The 21,208-nt window shown below is 36.1% G+C and carries 20 protein-coding genes; 15 read left to right on the top strand and 5 right to left on the bottom strand.

Annotated features, from left to right (window positions below):
- The first annotated feature begins 79 nt into the window (after window positions 1-79).
- Entirely contained in the window at window positions 80-1,327 is a 1,248-nt protein-coding gene (locus JUJ52_RS04145; protein WP_205388510.1) for a DNA polymerase IV, read from the top strand.
- 335 nt (window positions 1,328-1,662) lie between these two features.
- Here the strand turns inward: JUJ52_RS04145 and JUJ52_RS04140 are convergent, their stop codons facing one another.
- From JUJ52_RS04140 to JUJ52_RS04125, 4 genes are read right to left on the bottom strand one after another with little or no spacing between them, the layout of a single operon-like run.
- Window positions 1,663-3,033, bottom strand: coding sequence for an aldehyde dehydrogenase (locus JUJ52_RS04140; RefSeq protein WP_026681086.1), 1,371 nt, complete (start codon window positions 3,031-3,033; stop codon window positions 1,663-1,665).
- A gap of 13 nt (window positions 3,034-3,046) precedes the next feature.
- Complete coding sequence (gene rnz, locus JUJ52_RS04135) at window positions 3,047-3,964, bottom strand: ribonuclease Z (RefSeq protein ID WP_026681085.1); 918 nt, start codon at window positions 3,962-3,964, stop codon at window positions 3,047-3,049.
- Between the two features lie 16 nt (window positions 3,965-3,980).
- Window positions 3,981-5,006, bottom strand: coding sequence for an NADPH dehydrogenase NamA (namA, locus tag JUJ52_RS04130; protein ID WP_205388511.1), 1,026 nt, complete (start codon window positions 5,004-5,006; stop codon window positions 3,981-3,983).
- Window positions 5,007-5,025: 19 nt separating this feature from the next.
- Window positions 5,026-5,760, bottom strand: coding sequence for a glycerophosphodiester phosphodiesterase (locus JUJ52_RS04125; RefSeq protein ID WP_026681083.1), 735 nt, complete (start codon window positions 5,758-5,760; stop codon window positions 5,026-5,028).
- 160 nt (window positions 5,761-5,920) lie between these two features.
- On the opposite strand from JUJ52_RS04125, the gene JUJ52_RS04120 reads away from it, so the two are divergent.
- From JUJ52_RS04120 to JUJ52_RS04105, 4 genes are all read left to right on the top strand, one after another.
- Window positions 5,921-7,543: a M20/M25/M40 family metallo-hydrolase gene (locus JUJ52_RS04120; protein WP_205388512.1), complete on the top strand. Its 1,623-nt coding sequence runs from the start codon at window positions 5,921-5,923 to the stop codon at window positions 7,541-7,543.
- A 140-nt stretch (window positions 7,544-7,683) separates the two neighbouring features.
- The gene (locus JUJ52_RS04115) at window positions 7,684-8,652 is read left to right on the top strand and encodes an MBL fold metallo-hydrolase (protein ID WP_026681081.1); all 969 of its coding nucleotides are present in this window, start codon (window positions 7,684-7,686) and stop codon (window positions 8,650-8,652) included.
- Window positions 8,642-9,439 (top strand): SDR family NAD(P)-dependent oxidoreductase, encoded by a 798-nt coding sequence (locus JUJ52_RS04110; RefSeq protein ID WP_121605890.1) that lies wholly within the window; start codon window positions 8,642-8,644, stop codon window positions 9,437-9,439. Before JUJ52_RS04115 ends, JUJ52_RS04110 begins: the two co-directional genes overlap by 11 nt.
- An 18-nt stretch (window positions 9,440-9,457) precedes the next feature.
- On the top strand, window positions 9,458-9,793 hold the full coding sequence (locus JUJ52_RS04105) for an iron-sulfur cluster biosynthesis family protein (protein ID WP_226983510.1): 336 nt from the start codon (window positions 9,458-9,460) through the stop codon (window positions 9,791-9,793).
- A gap of 736 nt (window positions 9,794-10,529) precedes the next feature.
- On the opposite strand, the gene JUJ52_RS04100 is transcribed toward JUJ52_RS04105, so the two are convergent.
- Window positions 10,530-11,441, bottom strand: a complete 912-nt coding sequence (locus JUJ52_RS04100) for an aldo/keto reductase (protein WP_121605074.1) — start codon at window positions 11,439-11,441, stop codon at window positions 10,530-10,532.
- Between the two features lie 136 nt (window positions 11,442-11,577).
- Here JUJ52_RS04100 and JUJ52_RS04095 point away from each other — a divergent pair, with 136 nt between their 5' ends.
- The 10 genes from JUJ52_RS04095 to JUJ52_RS04050 all read left to right on the top strand — a co-directional run bounded on the left by JUJ52_RS04095 (window position 11,578) and on the right by JUJ52_RS04050 (window position 21,123).
- Window positions 11,578-12,123: an NUDIX hydrolase gene (locus tag JUJ52_RS04095; RefSeq protein WP_205388513.1), complete on the top strand. Its 546-nt coding sequence runs from the start codon at window positions 11,578-11,580 to the stop codon at window positions 12,121-12,123.
- Complete coding sequence (locus JUJ52_RS04090) at window positions 12,124-13,293, top strand: endonuclease Q family protein (protein WP_121605075.1); 1,170 nt, start codon at window positions 12,124-12,126, stop codon at window positions 13,291-13,293. It abuts the gene before it with no gap.
- A 91-nt stretch (window positions 13,294-13,384) separates the two neighbouring features.
- Entirely contained in the window at window positions 13,385-14,020 is a 636-nt protein-coding gene (gene spoIIM / locus JUJ52_RS04085) for a stage II sporulation protein M (protein WP_026681075.1), read from the top strand.
- A gap of 111 nt (window positions 14,021-14,131) precedes the next feature.
- The gene (fur, locus tag JUJ52_RS04080; protein ID WP_026681074.1) at window positions 14,132-14,590 is read left to right on the top strand and encodes a ferric iron uptake transcriptional regulator; all 459 of its coding nucleotides are present in this window, start codon (window positions 14,132-14,134) and stop codon (window positions 14,588-14,590) included.
- A gap of 210 nt (window positions 14,591-14,800) precedes the next feature.
- Entirely contained in the window at window positions 14,801-15,007 is a 207-nt protein-coding gene (locus JUJ52_RS04075) for a YqzK family protein (RefSeq protein ID WP_026681073.1), read from the top strand.
- Window positions 15,008-15,010: 3 nt separating this feature from the next.
- Window positions 15,011-15,904, top strand: a complete 894-nt coding sequence (xerD, locus tag JUJ52_RS04070; protein WP_026681072.1) for a site-specific tyrosine recombinase XerD — start codon at window positions 15,011-15,013, stop codon at window positions 15,902-15,904.
- Window positions 15,905-15,998: 94 nt separating this feature from the next.
- Window positions 15,999-17,192, top strand: a complete 1,194-nt coding sequence (gene deoB / locus JUJ52_RS04065; RefSeq protein ID WP_228088835.1) for a phosphopentomutase — start codon at window positions 15,999-16,001, stop codon at window positions 17,190-17,192.
- Between the two features lies 1 nt (window position 17,193).
- The gene (locus JUJ52_RS04060) at window positions 17,194-18,021 is read left to right on the top strand and encodes a purine-nucleoside phosphorylase (protein WP_026681070.1); all 828 of its coding nucleotides are present in this window, start codon (window positions 17,194-17,196) and stop codon (window positions 18,019-18,021) included.
- 13 nt (window positions 18,022-18,034) lie between these two features.
- A complete protein-coding gene (locus JUJ52_RS04055) occupies window positions 18,035-19,339 on the top strand; it encodes a pyrimidine-nucleoside phosphorylase (RefSeq protein ID WP_026681069.1) in 1,305 nt (434 codons plus the stop codon).
- Window positions 19,340-19,950: 611 nt separating this feature from the next.
- The gene (locus JUJ52_RS04050; protein ID WP_205388514.1) at window positions 19,951-21,123 is read left to right on the top strand and encodes a D-alanyl-D-alanine carboxypeptidase family protein; all 1,173 of its coding nucleotides are present in this window, start codon (window positions 19,951-19,953) and stop codon (window positions 21,121-21,123) included.
- Window positions 21,124-21,208 lie beyond the last annotated feature (85 nt).

Genomic DNA, 21,208 nt, shown 5'->3' with positions numbered 1-21,208 from the left:
CTTAAAGGGTTTTTTCTTTGGTATGTTATAATGGATTAAAAGTGATATTAAATTGTCCGTATTAAGGAGCAGTATATGTATGACGAATCAAGCTACGAAGCGAAGAGTTATCTTCCATATTGATATGAATTGCTTCTATGCTTCAGTTGAGATGGCGTATAACCCGAAACTTAAGGGCAGGCCTGTAGCCATTGCTGGTAATCCTGAAGAGAGACGAGGAATTGTTGTAACAAGCAGTTATGAAGCAAGGGCTAAAGGGGTAAAAACGACAATGAATCTATGGAAGGCTAAAAAACTATGTCCTGAATTAATTGTCCTACGCCCTAATTTTGAACGCTATCGAACAGCCTCTAGAGAGATTTTCAAAATGCTTTCAGAAATAACTCCATTTGTACAACCCGTATCTATCGATGAAGGCTATATGGATGTAACGGAAAGTAAAGGAATGGGTACACCTTTAGATATAGCAGCCAATTTACAGAAAAGAATAGCTAGAGAGCTCGATTTGCCATGCAGTATTGGGATAGCACCAAATAAATTTCTTGCAAAAATGGCATCCGACATGAAGAAGCCAATGGGAATTACAGTATTAAGAAAGCGTGAGATGCCCTCAATGCTGTGGCCGTTACCAATTGAAGAAATGTATGGAGTAGGAGGGAAAACAGCCACTAAATTAAAAGGAATAGGGATAGAGACAATAGGTGATCTTGCGCGTGGGAATGTCTACGAATTAAAACAAATACTTGGAATTAATGGTGAACGACTAAAAAATCGAGCAAATGGTGTGGATCAACGTCCTGTAGATCCTGATGCTGTCTATGAATTTAAAAGTATTGGTAACTCAAAAACACTACCGCAGGATACTACAGATGAAACAGAAATTAGAGCATTGATGCATTACCTCGCCGAAAATGTAGCACGTCGATTAAAGCGAAAACAAGCAGTTGGACGTAGCATACAAGTAATGATTCGCTATCATGATCGGAAGACTATTACACGAAGCAAAAAATTAAGAAACTATATTGAGTCAAAAGAAGATATCTTAATAATCGCAAATGAATTATTGCAAAAGCATTGGAATCTAGAACCAATTAGACTATTGGGAATTACTGTACAGGATGTAGAAGAGAAGCAAAATATTGCACAGCAACTCGATCTATTTTCATATGAAAAAGTGGCGGGAAAAGAAAAGTTATATAAAACGATTAATGAGCTATCTGAGAAATACGGAAAAAATCCGTTTATCTCATGGAATACTACCAATACGGATAATCAAAGTCCAAGTACGAGCTTTCAAAAAGATTTCTTGGATGATTTTAAGCGTTAAAATGAGGCAGGTACATATTGAGCTAAATACTTGTCTTAACAAGATAGTAGGCTATAGAAAGCACCATTTTATATGAAATGATGAAATTAACAATGTAGTGGAAATCAGCTATATTTCAATATTTCTACACAGATTGCTGATTTAAATAGTATAGTTGAATAATGAATAATATACAAGATGATCCAATTAAAAGCCGAACTAATTCGATTTCTCCAGTGGTGATTATCCCTAGATGTTAGATTTTTACTCTAACTACCAGGGCCCGCACCAGTGTGTTTCGAATTTAAGTTCGGCTTTTTCTTTAATGTATATTACTCGAGATTTTTACATTGTCATTATTTCATAATTTTATTTATAATTGTTTGTGACAGTTTTCCACCGGGATAACGGAATGGAATATCAAATTTTGTTGTTTGTTTTAAGATGCTCTTCTTATGAGAAAACGTATTAAAGCTATATTTTCCATGATATGCTCCCATGCCACTTGCACCAACACCACCAAACGGAAGATGTGGATTAGCTAGATGGTAAAGTGTATCATTTATACTACCACCACCGAATGATAAGTACTGCATAATTTGTTGTTGCGTATTTTCATTTTCTCCAAAGTAATATAAAGCTAGAGGTTTTTCTTGCATTTTAACTACTCCAACTGCATCTTCTATATCCTTAAACGTAAGTACCGGAAGGATTGGTCCAAATATTTCTTCCTGCATAATTGGATCGTCCCACGTGATTTTGTCAAGAATCGTAGGTTCAATTTTTAATAGGTTTCGATTCGATTCACCGCCATGTAGAATAGTTCCTGTAGATAAATAAGTATGTAACCGATCGAAATGCTTTTCGTTGATGATTCGGATATAGTCTTTATTTGATAAAGGGCTTTTACCATAGAAGCTCTTCATATATTTCTTCATGGCTTTTAATAATTTAAATTTAACCTTTTCGTGTACATATAAGTAATCTGGAGCAACACAAGTTTGGCCAGCATTCGTAAATTTACCCCAGACAATACGCTTTGCTGCTAGATTAATATTAGCATCTTTATCAACGATAACGGGGCTTTTACCTCCCAATTCAAGTGTTACAGGAGTTAAGTGATTACTTGCTTCTCTCATAATAATTTTCCCAGTCTGGGTACTACCAGTAAAGAAGATATAATCAAAACGCTGTTGTAAAAGCTCCTGAGCAATTTCTTTTGCGCCTTCAATGACTGTTAAATAAGATGGATCAAAGTATTCCCTAATCATTTCACGCAATAATGCTGAAGTAGCTGGTGCATCTTCAGAAGGTTTAATTACAGCACAATTACCTGCAGCTAGTGCACCAATTACTGGTGCGAGCGCTAACTGTAAAGGATAATTCCAAGGTGCCATGATCAGACAAACTCCGTAAGGCTCCTTCATAATAAAGTTTTTTGTTCCTTTATGGGTGATTGGAGCAGAAACCTTAATAGGTTCCATCCAATCTCTTAAATGCTTCAGTGTATGATCTAATTCGGTTATTAAAAATCCTAATTCAGTTGTTAGTGTTTCATGTTTGGATTTATTTAGATCTGTTTTTAATGCTTTATATATAGCAGGTTCATTTTCCTTTAGCATACTTTTAAGTTTCTGAAGTTGTTCTTTGCGGCTATTAAAATTCATCGTATTGCCATTTAAGAAAAATGCTCGTTGGTCAGCAATAATCGATTCAATTTGTGACATAGAAAGCCCTCCTTTAATTAATCAAAAAACTAGAGAAGTCATATGCAATTTCTGTATGTGGGAAGATCATTTGGGCCTCCTGTAAAAGTTGCTCATTTTCTTCCTTTTGGTATCTTGATGAGATATGAGTAAGTATTAGGCGCTTGCAGTTGCCTTTTTTGGCAAGTTCTGCAGCTTGCGTCGTTGTTGAGTGGAAATATCGCTTAGCAAGAATAGACTTATCATGGCTAAATGTGGCTTCATGAACTAGAACGTCAGCATCTTTAACCAAAGATATGTAATTTGTTGAATACCTTGTATCACCTAATATAGCTACTACTCTCCCTTTTTTATCCTGTCCAATAACATCTTTTCGATAAATTTTCCTACCAGCTTCCGTTACCACAACTTCATTTTCTTTTATTTGTTTGTAAATAGGTCCAGGTTTAATCCCTATGTCTTTTAATTTATTTACTAGTAATTCTCCAGGTTTATCCTGCTCCATAATACGAAATCCAAAACTAGGAATTGCGTGATCTAACGCTTGTATATGGACTGAAAAGTGACTATCTTTCACTACCATATTATTCTCAATTTCCACAAACAATAATGAATAATTAAGATGAGTATCACTTACACCTAAACTCGTTTCAACAAATTGCTGAATTCCCTTAGGACCATAAATAGTTAACGGATCTTCACCACCTTGAAAAGATCGACTACTTAAGAAGCCAGGTAGACCAAAGATATGGTCACCATGCAAATGAGTGATAAAAATTTTATTAATTTTTCTTGGCTTAATTGATGTATGGAGAATTTGATGTTGGGTTGCTTCTCCACAGTCAAATAACCAAACACTATTTAATTCTTGTAGCATGGAAAGTGCTACGGATGACACGTTTCTTTGTTTGGAGGGTACACCTGCTCCTGTTCCAAGAAAAATCAACTCCATCGTATAACCTCCAGTATTATTTCCAGCCTCTGATATATTGCTTAGGTGCCTTTAAGTCATAGTTTAATTCAGCAGCTGCTTCTTTAGCCCAATAAGGATTTTTCAGTAATGACCTACCGATAAAGACTAAGTCTGCTCGTTTGTTTTGAATAATCTCTTCAGCTTGTTTTCCTGAGGTAATTAAACCAACTGCTCCAGTAGCAATAGAGACATCTTGTTTAATTGTTTCACAGCGTCTAAGTTGGTAACCCGGGTAAGTATTGATCGTTGCAGGGACGACTCCACCAGAGCTGCAATCAATTAAGTCGACACCGTCCTCTTTTAACTGAGAACAAAAGTAGAGTATATCTTCTAGGCTATTTCCGTTGTTATCGTACTCATCTGTGGAAATTCGTACAAAAATTGGCCCATTCCAAACAGTTTTGATCGAAGCAATAATCTCTTTTAAAAAGCGGTATCGATTCTCTTTACTTCCTCCATATGCATCCGTACGGTGATTAGTCAATGGTGATAAAAATTGATTAATTAAATATCCATGTGCTCCATGTATTTCTATAACATCGAACGAAGCTTCAGCGGCACGTCTCGCACCGTCTTTGAATGCATTAATTGTATCGTCAATATCATTTTGTGACATTTCTAGCGGCTCTTGGAAAGTATCATTAAATGCGATAGCAGACGGTGCATAAATAGCAGAAGATAGTTCAGCTTTTCTTCCTGCATGGGCAAGCTGTATAGCCGTCTTAGCTCCGTAACTATGTAGTTCTTCATTCAGTTGTTTTAATCCTAAAACATGGTCATCACTCCATATGCCTAAATCTTGTGCGGAGATCCTACCTTCCATTTGGACTGCTGATGCTTCGAGCATAATTAACCCAATTTGACCAACGGCACGAGAAATATAATGTGTTTTATGAAATGACGTAAGCATTCCATCTTCCTGTATACACGAATACATACACATTGGAGACATAACAATTCGATTCTTTAATGATACATCTTTTAGTTCAATTGATGAAAATAATTGTGATGACTTGCTCATTTTTGGCCTCCTATATTAATTAATCGGTTACTGATTCTCGATAATGAAATGCCAGATCAGGTACATCTGTGAAAATTCCATCAACCTGATGGTTGAACGATCGCATAATTCTTACTGGTTTATTTACGGTATAGATTCTTAATTTCATATTTTCTTTATGAATATTTTCGACTAATTCACGGTGTAAGAGTCGATATTTCAGATGGAGTGCATTAGCTCCAAGCTCTTTAGCTACACGGATAGGACTTTTATATCGTTTGGACGTTAGAAAAGCGACCTCAAGAGAATTAGAATATTCTTTCAACCTCTTAACGCTATTTGGATTAAAAGTCGAAATTGTGGTACGATTTAATAACTGATAGTTAGAGATTGCTTGATAAACAATAGATTCTATATCTGTATAATCTATTTTATTATTTTTTAGTTCAATATTTAAATATAAAGGCTTATCTTTAATCCAATTGAGAAACTCATCAAGTGTAGGTATCTTAATTCCCTTAAATTCAGGTGAAAACCAGCTACCTGCATCCAATTCTTTTAATTCTTGATAGGATAATTTACTTACAAGACCTACCGAATTGGTTGTACGTTTTACATTTTCATCATGTATAAGTACAGGGATATTATCTTTTGTTAACTGTACATCAGTTTCAATCCCATCTGCATTCATATGATACGCTTTCTGAAAAGCAGGCATTGTATTCTCAGGTGCATATTTGCTAGCACCACGATGTGCAAATATGTTGGTTTTCAATCTTATCCACCTCTTTAGTTGCATTTGACATCACACAAAGTCCTGTTGAGCAATGCTCTCATTCGATCGTGCTTTACTTTTAATCATTGTGTTTGATTTTCATGTAAAAGTCAATGTCTTATAAAGTTTGTAATTTATACTAAATACTGGAGGGATACGCTTGAAAACATGGCAAACAAAGGAAGAACTTACGAATCTGTTATGCTCACTCGTCAATTATCAAAGTGTAACTGGATCTTCAGCAGAGATTGCTTTAGCAGAGTATATGTATCATTTGTTAGAACAAAACCAATATTTTCAAACAAATCCTTCGTATTTAAAGCTTCATGGTTTGGATGATGGCAGAAGGTTACTGACGGCCTTTGTTAAGAGTAAAAATGAAACTGACAAAACGATAATCTTGTTAAGTCACTTTGATGTTGTGGATGTTGAAGATTTTGGATCACTACAAAACCTTGCATTTCATCCAAAAGCATTGACAAAAGAATTGTATAAACAAAAGGAACGATTATCTAAAGCGGTTCAGCAAGATATGGAGACTGGAGACTGGTTGTTTGGAAGAGGCACAATGGATATGAAGGCAGGTTTAACAGTACACCTTTCTATGCTCGAGAAAGCAATTGACGGTGAGTTTGATGGTAATATACTATTACTTACTGTTCCGGATGAAGAAGTCAATTCAAAAGGAATGTTAACAGCTTTACCTATACTCCATGAATGGAAGGAAAAGCAGAAGCTAACATATCTGGCATGTTTAAACGGTGAGCCAATGTTTAGCAAATATCCTGGCGATGAAGCTTATTATGTATATACTGGTTCAATTGGAAAAATATTACCGGGATTTTATTGTTACGGTAAAGAGTCGCATGTGGGAGAACCTTTTTCAGGCGTTAATCCTAATTTAATGATTAGTTTCTTGTCACAACAGCTAGAGCTTGATGAAGCTTTTATAGAAAGAATTGGTGATGAAGTAACGCCTCCACCAGTTAGTCTGATGCAACGGGATTTAAAAGAGAATTATTCCGTAAAGACCCCTCAATCAGCAATTGCCATGTATAATGTCTTATATATGAAACAATCCTTACATGATATAAATTTAAAATTGCTTCAAGGTGCGATGGACGCTGCCCAAAATATAGAGCACTATATCCAGGAAAAAGCGGATCATTTCTCTGAAATTGCCACCGATTTTACCATGCCGCTAATTAAAGTTAATGTAATGATGTATGAAGAATTATATCAGGAAGCTGTCAAACGTTATGGACAAGCAGAGATTAATCGTAGGCAGAATTTATTGGTTAGTCAACGCACAGAGGAAGATAGGGATTTTTCTACATTACTTGTCCAGGATTTAGCATCTATGTGTAAAGATTTAGCTCCAATGATCATTTTATTCTATTGTCCACCGTTTTACCCAGCAGTTTCTTCAGGAACAGATCCATACATTCAGCAAGTGATGAAGGAAATTACGACGTATACGAAAGAGAAAAATCAAATTAACTTAACTGTATCGGAGTTTTTTACTGGTCTGTCAGATTTAAGCTTCGTTGGACCTCCTTCAACGCTAGGAAGTTTAAAAAACTATACGTCTAATATGCCATTACAAAATAATGGTTTTGAAATTCCGGAAGATGTCATGGAACAATTAACGATGCCTGTTTTAAATATAGGTCCGTTAGGAAAAGATCCTCATCAATGGACAGAGCGACTAGAGATCACGTATAGTTTTGAGTATTTGCCGAAAATAGTAGAAAGAGCAATACATCGTTTGTTTTGTAACTGAATAAATTGAGATGCGTATGATCAATCCGTCGAGGTACCGAAAGAGTTTATCCAAAATGATAGTAATTAATCGACAATGTGAGTGTGACAAGGTAAAATAGATTAAAAATGAATGATCATTCATTTTGGAGGAATGTAAGTATGAAAGTAATGGATAAAACGATTAGTCAAATAACGGTACCCACCCCTTTTGCAGTAGGTGATGTTCATATCTATCTGTTAAAAGGCGATTTGCTTTCTATCATAGATGCAGGTGTAAAGACAAAGGAAGCTTGGGAGACACTCAAAGAACAACTAAAGCGAATGGGTTATTTTCCAAAAGACATTGAACAAGTGATTTTAACGCACCATCATCCTGATCATATAGGATTAATTGATCAGTTTCCCAGAGCAGAGCGTATAATTGCACATGCTAATGTGGATCCATGGATCCAACGTGATGAATTATATCTTCAGCATTATAAGCAATTTTTTGAGAAGTATTTTTCGCTTTCTGGCATACCAGAAACATTTCTTCCGTATTTAAATAAATTGAGTGCGCCATTAAATTATGTAGGAAAAGGTGAACTAACCCGTTTTATAGATGAAGGAGATGAACTTCCTGGTCATCCAGGTTGGCAAGTGATTGATACGAAAGGTCATGCGCAAAGTCATCTTTCTTTTTTACGTAAAACCGATCGGCTACTAGTTGGGGGAGATCATATATTAGAGCATATTTCTTCTAATCCACTTATGGAACCACCATCACCGGGCGAGTCGATCGAATTTAGACCAAAGCCTATGCTTCAATATCGCCGTAATTTACAAAAATGTATTGATTTGCGAGTGGACTGTGTGTTACCAGGACATGGTCAGGTGGTACAAAAACCTAAGAGCTTAATCGAAAACAGACTAAAAAAACAGCAGGAAAGAGCAGATAAGGTCTTTGATTTATTAATAACTCAGCCGCAAACACCGTTTCAATTATGCACACAAATATTTCCAAGGCAATTCAAAAATCAAATCGATCTCACGATGTCTGAAACAATTGGCCAATTAGATTATTTAGAGAACGAGGGACGTATTACTAAAAAAACGGAGGATGGAAAGCTTATTTATTATGCAAACTAAGATATCAGGTAAAAAGATTATCATTACTGGAGCTTCAAGTGGCATTGGAGAGAGGCTAACATGGCACATTGCGAAAAATGGTGGTATACCAATTATATTGGCTCGTTCTATAAATAAATTAGAAAAGATCAAGGAGCAGATAGAGAAACAATTTTCTGTAGAATGCTATGTTTATAAGGTGGACTTAGGGCATCGTAAAGACCGTACACAAGTGATAGCCAATATCTTAACTGAACATCAAAAAATCCAAGGTCTAATAAATAATGCGGGAATAGGAATTTTTGAAGATGTCATGCACATGAATGAAGAAGATATTGAGCGAATGTTTCAATTAAATGTTCATGCGCTAATCCAAATAACGAAGCAGATACTTCCTTATTTTGCTACACTTGAAGGAGAAGCACACATCATTAATATCGCTTCACAAGCTGGAAAGCTTGCTACGCCAAAGGCAGCGATCTATAGTGCAACCAAGCATGCAGTATTGGGTTTTACTAATGGGCTTCGACAAGAATTAACGGATAGTAAAATAGAAGTAACTGCCGTAAATTTAGGACCTGTTCAAACTAATTTTTTTCTTTCTGCAGATCCAGATGGAACCTATCAAAAGAACGTTCAAAAATATATGCTTGATCCAGATCAGGTGGCACAAAAAATCATTCGTTATTTGTTTGTAAAGAAACGAGAAATCAATTTACCATGGTGGATGGATGCAGGAAGCAGATTATATCAGGTGCTTCCTGGACCTATGGAACGAGTATTAAAAAAGCAGTTTGCCAAAAAATAATTGAGGGTTGACGTAAAGATGAAGAACAATGAAATTGAGCTTAATATATCGCAAAAAGCAAAAGACAAATTAGCAGAGTTAGAGAAGCAACACGATCCTTATTTGTTATTTTGGTATGATATAGAAGGCTGTGGCTGTGGTGTGAACGGAATTCCGACGTTACGCTTTACAGATCAACAGAAAACCAACTATCAACAAATAAAAAACAAAGATTTTACGGTATATGTTGAAAACCAACAAGCCATATTTTTTGCGAAAAAGATGAGGTTAGATTATAACAAAGGAATGTTTCGTCTATCGAGTCCTGAAGGAATTCTTAATCTGTTTATTTCCCCAGAGGACATTATTAAATAAAGGAAAGCTTTATTCACCTTTTCAAAGGTCGATACAAAGGAATTTTAGATAAAGAAAGAGGTTGGGACAAAACACAACTTCTTTACTCAAAATACGAATAATCATGTTATCATCGCCGCACCGTGAAACTATAATCGTTTTCCGCGGGCAAGGCCTCAGCTAACTTGGTAAAGAAAAACACGTTACCACGTGAATCTTCAGACTCGTGCAGTTCCCGCCAGAGTCTCGCTTATTTCAGGTGCTAAATGAATTGTTCTGATCAATAAACGAACGATAATTAAGTTAAACCTAATTATCGTTCGTTTTCAATTATTTCTTCATTCTTTTGTCTCAGCTTCTTTTATCATACTCTAAGAAATTATAGAGTTTGCCCATACGGATAATTATGGGCGTGTTGAGCCGATTCCAGCTCCAGCGCCCAGGAAGGCGACCGCCCTAATCTAAGTCATCATCGGCTCGCCAGCACACCGTGAATTCCTTTATCTCCGTTGACTCGCTCCAGTCGCTACGTTTCTATTCAGGTGCTTGCGCTTTTGTTTCTATTGATCCACATACAACAAGCAGTAAGACCCTACAGATTGAAGTTTCACTTTATTTGAAATGGTGAGGCTCCCTATCGAAAGGAAGACATCCAATGGGTCCATGAATCCTAACAGATGACAGGTGGGTGGTCACGTCTACGTAACTAGTACGAGTGTTTTTAACTCTATTTGCTAACACGAACCAAGGAAACCTCTTATCTATGTGCTTGATAAGTAACTGGTTTAGTGATTTTTTTTAGGTTATGATACGTATCATCCTGTAATTCTTTGTTAAAGTCGCCGTTGATATTTTCTTTTAATTGATCAATTGAGCTAGCTCCGAAAACTACACTAGCAACAGCCGGATGCTTTAGTATATAGCGGAAAGATAGCTCATTTTTATTAGAGCTAAGTTTGGTTAGCTCGTCATTTATAGATTGTAATTCTTTATAGGAATAATCTAAATATCCTGTTTCTCCTTTAGCGGCGATTTGCTTCGCTGCTTGATTACTTAATATTCCTTTTGCTAATGGACCACGAGCTAGAACGCTAATGTTATTTTCATCTAAAAGGTCAAGTATTTCTTCTTCTGGTCGGCGATCCAATAAATTGTATTGCATCATTATACCATCCATTGCAGAGCGTTTTACATATTCTCGAATAACGTTTGGGCGAATAGAAGATATACCGTATGCTCGGATTAAACCTTCTTTTTTAAGTATTTCAAAAGCTTCTATTGTTTCATCAATTGGATCGTCAATTGTCCCACCATGTAGCATATAAAAATCGATATAGTCCGTATTCAAGCGTTTTAGACTGGCTTTAACACCTTGTTGGATGTGTTCTTTCGAAGGGTCCCAATACCATTTTCTCGTCTCTCTATTAAAATGATTTCCGACTTTTGTTGTAAGCACTACATCTTCTCGTCTGTGTTTAATAGCCGATCCAACAATTTCTTCATTATCTCCAAAATCATATAAATCAGCTGTATCTAAATGATTGATTCCATGCTCTAATGCCATATCAATCATGCTTTTTGCTTTAGCAGTGTCTTTTCCAAGTGACATACACCCCAGCGTAAGTTGAGAAATATATATGTCTGAACTTCCAATCTGATTTTTTTTCATTTTAGCTAGCCTCCATTCCAATGTTTATGGTATATGTTTATTGTAAATTGAAGTAATTGGTAAAACAATTAATTGAAATGACCGCAGTATAATTATGCTAGAATAGAAACAGAAATTTGGTTGAAGGGTGATAGTAATGAAGAAATTTGAAGAAAAGACAATTAGTTCGGAAGTTATTTATGATGGGAAAGTTGTACATTTAAAAGTGGATGATGTTGTATTGCCTGACGGTAAGACGGCAAAACGTGAAATCATAGATCATCCTGGTGCTGTGGCAATAATACCAATAACGAAGGATAATAAAATTGTAGTTGTTGAACAATATCGTAAGCCACTAGAAAAATCGTTAATTGAGATACCAGCAGGAAAGTTAGAAGTTGGAGAAGATCCCGAAGAAACAGCGATTAGAGAATTAGAAGAAGAGACAGGCTACACAACGAAAGATCTTTCTTTTGTTACTTCCTTTTATACTTCGCCAGGGTTTGCGAATGAACGAATGTATATTTATATCACAGATACGTTAGAGTTAGTTGATCAACCAATAGCGGGCGATGAAGATGAATTTATTAGTATTAGAAAGTTAACACTTGAAGAAGCAAAGCAACTAGTGGAACAGGAAGAGATTCATGATGCCAAAACAAATTACGCAATCTTATATTTACATGCACTGGGGATGAAATAATTGCTTAAGCCGTATTTTTCTGATTTACACATTCATATTGGCCGAGATAAGTACGATCATCCCGTCAAAATTACCGCTTCAAAAAATTTAACGCTAACGAGTGTGTTAGAGGAATCCAGTCGTAATAAAGGTATGGATTTAATAGGTGTTATAGATTGTCAGGCGCCCGCTGTACAACAGGAGATTATGGAATTAATTGAAGAAGGCAAAGCATATGAATTGGTTGATGGAGGCATTCGGTTTGAAAAAGTTACTTTAATTCTCGGTTCAGAAATCGAAGTCTATGATGAAGCTTGTCAGGGCCCGATTCATGTACTTTGTTATTTTCCAACCTTGCAATACATGCAACAATTTTCTGCATGGCTACGTCAGCGAATGAAGAACATTGGTCTAAGTTCTCAGAGGTATTACGGTACAGGAAAAGAGCTGCAATATAAAGTAAAGCAGCTAAAAGGAATATTTATTCCAGCTCATGTGTTTACGCCATTTAAAAGCTTGTATGGGAAAGGTGTGGAGCAAACATTATCAGAGGTATTTGATCGTGATTTGATTGATGGAATAGAATTAGGTCTAAGTTCGGATACTCATATGGCAGATCAAATTCAAGAACTACATGATTATACGTTTCTTTCTAACTCTGATGCACACTCCTTAGCAAAAATAGCAAGAGAATATCAAATAATATGTATGATGGAGCCTTCATTTAACGAATTGTATTTGGCACTGCACCAACAGCAGAACAGAAAAATTGCCCATAACTACGGTATGAATCCGCGACTAGGTAAATATCATAAAACGGTGTGTAATCAATGCTTTTCGGTCGTTTCGTTAAATGTTCAAAACTGTCCTCATTGTTTTTCGAACAAACTTATTAAAGGTGTGTCGGATAGAATCTTAGAATTAAAAGACATAAGTGCTCCTACTAATGATAGGCCACCATATACGTACCAAGCTCCATTAGAGTATCTTCCTAAATTGGGAAAGAGAACGTATGAAAAACTGTTAACTGCGTTTGATACGGAAATGCAAGTGATTCATCACGCAACTTTCGAGGAATTAACCTCGGTGATTCCAAGCGATTTAGCTCATGCAATTATTCAGATGCGTCAAGGCAAGCTAAAGATTATCGAAGGCGGTGGAGGTAGATACGGTACGATTAAATTAACCTAAATTCATCTAGTAGGATAATAGAAAACTTGGTATTTTTAATTGGAATTCTTCATAGTTTTTAGTATAGCAGTATATTGAATGGAGGATTCCAATGTACAAAAATAAAACACTTCTAACGACTCATGTAAAAGAACATGCCACGATTTATCTTTTTATGGTTATTTTATTTCTAACAGGGATTATATTTGGAGCTATCCTCGTTAATAGTATGAATTTTATTCAAAAACAGGATCTATTCTTTTATTTAGAACGATTTTTTGGACAAATTGCTGATAATCAAGAAATGGAACGCATGGATATTTTTAAAAGTAGCTTCTTGTACCATACTAAATATTTGCTACTATTATTTATATTAGGACTTTCAGTAATTGGCTTGCCATTGGTTTGGGTGTTAATTTTTATTAAAGGGCTTGTAGTGGGATTTTCTGTAGGGTTTATTGTCAATCAGCTTGGTTTTGATGGATTATTATTGGCGGCACTGTCGATTGCACCACAAAATATGTTAATTATTCCTATTTATATTACCGCCGGAAGTTTATCCATGATTTTCTCATTGACCTTATTGAGTAAATTATTTACAAGAAAAATGGCACAACCTGTATTCCAGCCATTTGGTAAATATGTAACATTATTTTCATTTCTAGTCGCCTTCTCTTGTATAGCTGCTTTACTAGAATCTTTTGTTTCCAATGAAGCAATGCAAATGTTAATCCGATCATTTTACTAATAATCAAACTTAAACTATAATTATTATAAATATAAAATAATAATATTTTATTTTGACACACTTTTAATCGGTGCATATAATAAAGGTGGGATATGAGGGAGGGAACCTGTCATGGAACATCGAATTGATCGGATAAAAAAACAACTGCATTCGCAAAGCTATAAGCTTACTCCTCAACGAGAAGCGACTGTTAGAGTCTTGCTGGAAAGGGAAGACGATCATTTAAGTGCAGAAGATGTATACCTGCTTGTTAAGGAAAAAGCTCCAGAAATTGGTTTAGCTACAGTATATCGTACATTAGAATTATTATCAGAACTAAAGATTGTGGATAAAATAAATTTTGGTGATGGTGTATCACGCTATGATCTTCGTAAAGAAGGAGCTAAACATTTTCATCATCATTTGGTATGTACGGAATGTGGTTCAGTAGAAGAAATCGAAGATGATTTACTCGAAGATGTGGAGAAAATTGTTCAAAATGAATGGGGATTTCAAGTAAAAGACCATCGTTTAACTTTTCATGGCATCTGTAAACAATGTCAGGCTGTTACTATGAACGCTTCTAGTTAGCTAGTTACCATGCAAGTTTTGCTAGTTAGCGTTTCCAATACTTACTAGCAGCCTTTTTTTATTTAAAAGAAAATAATTTACAAACCAAGTTAAAAGCGGTACATTGTAATTACAGATTTTTTCCCATTTGAATGATAGTATTATGTATATTGTTCTTCTTTTCTGGCATATCTTTTAATAGGATATATTATGATTAGAGGAGCACAATAAATGAAAAGAATACTGTGGGATATGGTAAAGGTGTTCGTCATCTTTATTGCGTGTACATTTTTATTTTATTTTGGTTTACGAATAATGCATGCAGAATATGAACAATATCATCGATATGATCCACCAGAGGGACCAGCAGTAAAAGTATTTAATGAAGAACCAACTTTTTTTGATCGATTGAACTTATTTTTCCGGCTAGGAGAGTAAAAGATGATTTCAGATATTGCAGAGGATTTTTATCACTATTTATTAATTGAAAGAGGATTATCAGATAATACATTAACTTCTTATCGACGTGACTTAACAGCATATATAGATTTTATTAAAACCTCTGTAAACAAAGCTAACTGGGAACAAGTTACAAGAAATGATATTACCAATTTTCTTTATGTGTTAAAAGACGATGGGAAATCCTCTGCGACAATTGCGCGTCATATTTCATCTATTCGTGCATTTCATCAATTTTTAATTCGGGAGCAAGTCGTAACACATGATGCTAGCTTACATATTGAAACACCTAAGAAGGAACGAAAGCTTCCAGATGTATTATCGATCCAAGAAATAGAAGCATTATTAAGTTTACCTTCAGATACTGCATTACATATACGTAATAAAGCAATGTTAGAACTACTATATGCTACAGGTCTTCGAGTAAGTGAAATGATCCATTTAAAAATATCTGATCTTCATTTAACCATGGGGTTTGTACAGTGCTTTGGAAAAGGAGCGAAGGAACGGATCGTTCCTCTAGGTAATGTTGCTATCCAGGCAGTGGAAAACTATTTGCAGCAAGCCCGCGGTAAGTTAATTAAACGCCAAGGAGATAGTAATATTTTATTTGTCAATCAGCACGGTAAACCGTTGACACGCCAAGGATTTTGGAAAATATTAAAAAAAGCAGCGCTTGAAGCAGGAATTCATAAGAAAATTACACCGCATACATTAAGGCATTCATTTGCAACTCATTTACTTGAGAATGGTGCAGATTTGCGTTTAGTTCAAGAAATGCTTGGACATGTTGATATATCTACAACCCAAATTTATACACATGTTACGAAAGCTAGATTAAAAGATATATATATGAACTATCATCCAAGAGCATAGCTTTTTATTTTTTTAAGTCGTCTGACATCCTACAACGAATTATAGACATACTTCATGGCTATCGTGGGAATATAATATTTAGGAGGGATATACCATGAAAAATTTCAAGCGTGTATTTTTAATTGTATTGGACTCAGTGGGAATTGGAGAAGCATCTGATGCTAATAAATTTAATGATAAAGGCGCTGATACACTTGGCCATATTGCGTCGCATATGAAAGGTCTACATATGCCAAATATGGGAAGGTTGGGTTTAAGCAATATTCGACCAATTGCAGGAATTGATAAAGCGGATTCACCGAAAGCACATTATACAAAGATGCAGGAAGCCTCCAACGGAAAAGATACGATGACTGGTCATTGGGAAATTATGGGCTTGCATATCGAACAGCCTTTCAGAACGTTCCCTGAAGGATTCCCTGAAGAATTAATTGAAGAGCTAGAGGAAAAGGCTGGGCGGAAAGTTATTGGTAATAAACCAGCTTCAGGTACAGAAATCATTAAAGAATTAGGCGCTGAGCATATGGAAACAGGCTCCTTAATTGTATATACCTCTGCTGACTCTGTATTGCAAATAGCTGCCCATGAGGATGTTATTCCCATTGAAGAGCAATATCGTATATGCGAAATTGCGAGAGAACTAACGTTAGATGAGAAGTATATGGTCGGTCGGGTGATTGCTCGCCCATTTATTGGGAAACCAGGGGCGTTTGAGAGGACCTCTAATCGACATGATTATGCACTCAAACCTTTTGGGAAAACTGTCATGAATGAATTAGAAGAAAATAATTATGATGTTATTGCTCTAGGGAAGATTTCAGATATTTATGATGGTGAGGGAGTCACTGAAGCGATTCGAACGGAGGATAACGATGATGGGATGACACAGTTAGTTGCATCAATGAAGAAGGATTTTACTGGAATTAGCTTCTTAAATTTAGTTGACTTTGATGCAAAATATGGTCATCGTAGAGATCCTCAAGGTTATGGAGAAGCGTTGGAGGCCTACGATGCTAGACTGCCTGAAGTTCTTGCAGAAATGAAGGATGATGATTTATTAATTATTACAGCTGATCATGGAAATGACCCTATACATCACGGTACGGACCATACTCGGGAATTTGTTCCTTTGTTGGTACATCATAAAGGTATTGTCGAAGGAAAAGAATTACCATTACGTCAGACATTTGCAGATATAGGAGCTACAATTGCTGATAATTTTGAGGTGAACATGCCTACGTATGGAATAAGCTTTCTAAAGGATATTAAACCTAAGGGGGATTTATAAAATGAATTATAGCGCAGTTCGAGAAGCAAGTGAATTTTTGCAGCAGAAGCTAGATAAGAAACCAGAGATTGGTTTGATTCTTGGCTCTGGACTAGGAGTACTGGCAGAGGAAATAGAAAGCCCAATTACTATTCCATATAAGGATATTCCTGATTTTCCAGAATCCACTGTTGCTGGTCATAAGGGACAGCTAGTTGCGGGAACATTAAAAGGAAAGCAAGTTATTGCCATGCAAGGACGTTTTCACTATTATGAGGGTTACACAATGCAACAAGTAACTTTTCCAGTTCGGGTAATGAAAGAACTAGGTATTGAATCTATTATTGTTACAAACGCAGCTGGCGGTATAAATGAAGATTTCAAGCCTGGTGATTTGATGTTAATTTCCGATCATATCAATAATATGGGAGATAGTCCGCTCATTGGTAAGAATGATGAACATTTAGGAGTCCGTTTTCCAGATATGTCCAATGTCTATGATAAATCGCTAATTGCACACGCGGAGGCATGCGCAAAAGACATTCAATTACATGTACAAAAAGGTGTATATGTAGGAAATACTGGCCCAGCTTATGAAACACCAGCAGAAGTACGTATGCTTCGTACGTTAGGTGGGGATGCAGTCGGTATGTCTACGGTTCCTGAAGTGACTGTAGCTGGACATGCAGGTATTCGTGTGTTAGGAATCTCTTGTATTTCTAACATGGCTGCGGGAATCTTAGATCAGCCTTTAACGCATCATGAAGTAATAGAAACAACAGAGCAAGTAAGAGAATCCTTCTTAACATTTGTGAAAAAAGTAATAGAAACATTACCCCAAAATGATTAAAAGGTGATAAAAAATGAGAATGTATGACATTATTGAGAAAAAACGCAATGGTCAAGCCTTAACAACAGAAGAAATTAACTATTTTATAGATGGCTATACCAATGGTAACATTCCAGATTATCAGGCTAGTGCATTGTTAATGGCTATTTATTTTCAAGATATGACGGATGATGAACGTGCGCAAATTACCAAAGCGATGGTAGAATCTGGCGATCAAATCGATTTATCTGAAATTGATGGGATTAAAGTAGATAAGCATTCAACTGGTGGTGTTGGTGATACGACTACATTAATTTTAGCACCATTGGTGGCCTCTTTAGGCGTCCCAGTTGCTAAAATGAGTGGAAGGGGCTTAGGTCACACTGGTGGAACAATTGATAAACTAGAAGCCGTTCCTGGATTTCATGTAGAAATAACTAACGATGAATTTATTGAGCTTGTCAATAAAAACAAGGTAGCTGTAGTGGGCCAATCTGGGAACTTAACTCCTGCTGACAAAAAATTATATGGATTAAGAGACGTTACTGCAACAGTCAATTCAATACCACTAATTGCTAGCTCCATCATGAGTAAGAAAATTGCTTCAGGCGCTGATGCCATCGTTCTAGATGTAAAAACTGGCGCAGGTGCCTTTATGAAAGAACTAAATGATGCCAAGGCATTAGCAAAAGCAATGGTAACCATTGGAAATAAAGTTGGAAGAAATACGATGGCAGTAATTTCTGACATGAGCCAGCCGTTAGGAAATGCAATTGGTAATGCACTAGAAATTAATGAGGCTATTGACACATTACAAGGCAAAGGGCCAAAAGATCTTACGGAGCTTTGTTTAACATTAGGAAGTCAAATGGTTGTTTTAGCTGAGAAAGCCGAAACCCTAGAAGAAGCCAGAGCAAAACTTCAAGAAAATCTGCATAATGGCAAGGCATTAAATCAATTCAAAACATTTCTATCTTCACAAGGTGGAGATGCAACAGTTGTAGATCAGCCACATTTGCTGCCTCAAGCTTCCTTTAAAGTAGACCTGCCGGCCAAAAAGGGAGGAACAGTTGCCGAAATCATTGCTGATGATATTGGTACTGCAGCAATGATGTTAGGTGCTGGAAGAGCTACAAAAGAATCAGAAATTGACCTTGCTGTTGGACTAGTATTGCATAAAAAAATTGGAGACAAGGTTGAAGCTGGTGAGTCTTTATTAACCATTCATTCCAATTCTGAAAATGTAGATGAAGTGAAAGAAAAACTATATGCAAGCATAACCATTTCTGAAGAGATAATAGATGCACCTACGTTAATATATGACACAGTTACTAAATAAAATAATTTGCCGCTAAATTAATAGATCTAAACATGTAATCTCTCTGTTTGTAAATGTGACGAACAGAGAGATTTTATTTGAGTATAGGAAATTATAAAATTAGCGCATGTGGATCAATATGGACGAGCTGCGTTCAGCACCAGCCTTCAGAAACGAGGCGACTTCACGAATCGCCCTAATCTAAGTCATCATCGGCTCGCAAGCACACCGTTATTCCTTTATCTCCATTGACTCGCTCCAGTCGCTACGCTTCTAGACGGGCGCTTCCGCTTTTGTTCTTGTTACAGTGATCATTTTTAACGATCTTTACTCATGAATAAACGTATATTGGGAACTGCAATTGGTTATGCTGAATGTATATAGTTTATTTTAGGTAGACAGGATCCTAACGCTCGAATTAACAATACACTTACCGAGAAAGGACAGCCTGTAAAAAACGAATTGTTTGTTTACAGAATATCTGTAAATAGACGTTTGGCATAAAGGTTTCTGAACATCGATCTTTTCATGTTCAAGACTTAGCGTTTGCTACCTTTGTTCGCATGATTTCAGAAGTGAAAATAAGATAACTTCCTTCTGAAAAAGGATTCACTTTATTGGAGGGTATAAGGATGAAAAGAGGTCTTTTGGTTGTTAGTATGGTTATCACGTTGTTAATTCATCTAAGCTCACCTGTTTTTGCAGAGGAAACGGGTTCTGACACGGAAAAGCTTGCAGAGAATACTAAATCGGCAATTCTAATGGAGAGAGACACAGGTGAGGTTTTATTCGATAAAAATGCACATGAGAAATTACCACCTGCAAGTATGACGAAAATAATGACATTGCTTTTAATTATGGAGGCTCTGGATGAGGGAAAATTAAAACTGGATGAAACGGTACGCGTTAGTGATCGCGCTGCGTCTATGGGAGGTTCTCAAATTTTCTTAGAATCAGGAGAAGAAATGAGTGTGCAGGATTTACTTAAGGGCGTAGCTGTAGCATCTGGAAATGATGCTAGTGTAGCACTAGCTGAAAGAATTGCTGGTAGCGAAAAAGCATTTGTCAAAAAGATGAATGATAAGGTCAAGGAATTAGATTTAAAGGACACGAAATTTCAAAATGCAACTGGTTTACCTGCCGAGGATCATTATAGTACATCTTATGATATGTCAATAATGGCAAAGGAATTATTAAAGTATGAATCCATTACAGACTATACATCCATTTATGAAGATTATTTACGTAAGGGGCAGGATAATGAATTTTGGCTTGTTAATACAAATAAACTAGTGAAATTCTATCCAGGTGTTGATGGCCTAAAAACTGGTTATACAAATGAAGCGAAGTATTGTCTGACGGCTACAGCTGAAAAAGAGGAAATGCGAGTCATTGCCGTTGTTATGGGGGCAAAAACAACAAAAGAACGGAACGCTGCTGTTTCAGGAATGTTGGATTTTGCATTTAATCATTATCAAACCAATAAATTATTTGAGAAGGGCGATAAAATAACCGATCTTAAGCTGTTGAAGGCTGATAAAACAATAACAGATGTTGTGGCATCCGAATCTATTAGTACACTTCATAAAAAAGGTGAATCAATGGACGATATAGCAACCGAAGTTAACGTTCACCATGCATTATCTCTGCCGATTTTTAGAGGGGATAAAGTAGGCGAGTTAATAGTTAAAAATGGAGATGAAATTATCTCTCGAACAGATTTAACGATCAAAGAAACAATAGATGAAGCATCGTACTTTACTTTGTTAAAGAGAACCTTGCAAAGAATAGCGAAAAATGAATAAAACATACTATTTTAACCGAATAAGTTCTTCTTTTGTCATGTAGCAGGAATCGACCCATCAAATCAAGAAATGAAATAAATACAGT

Source organism: Virgibacillus sp. AGTR (genome assembly GCF_016919725.2).
Taxonomy (GTDB): domain Bacteria; phylum Bacillota; class Bacilli; order Bacillales; family Amphibacillaceae; genus Virgibacillus; species Virgibacillus salarius.
This window is presented reverse-complemented; position numbering and strand designations above follow the sequence as displayed.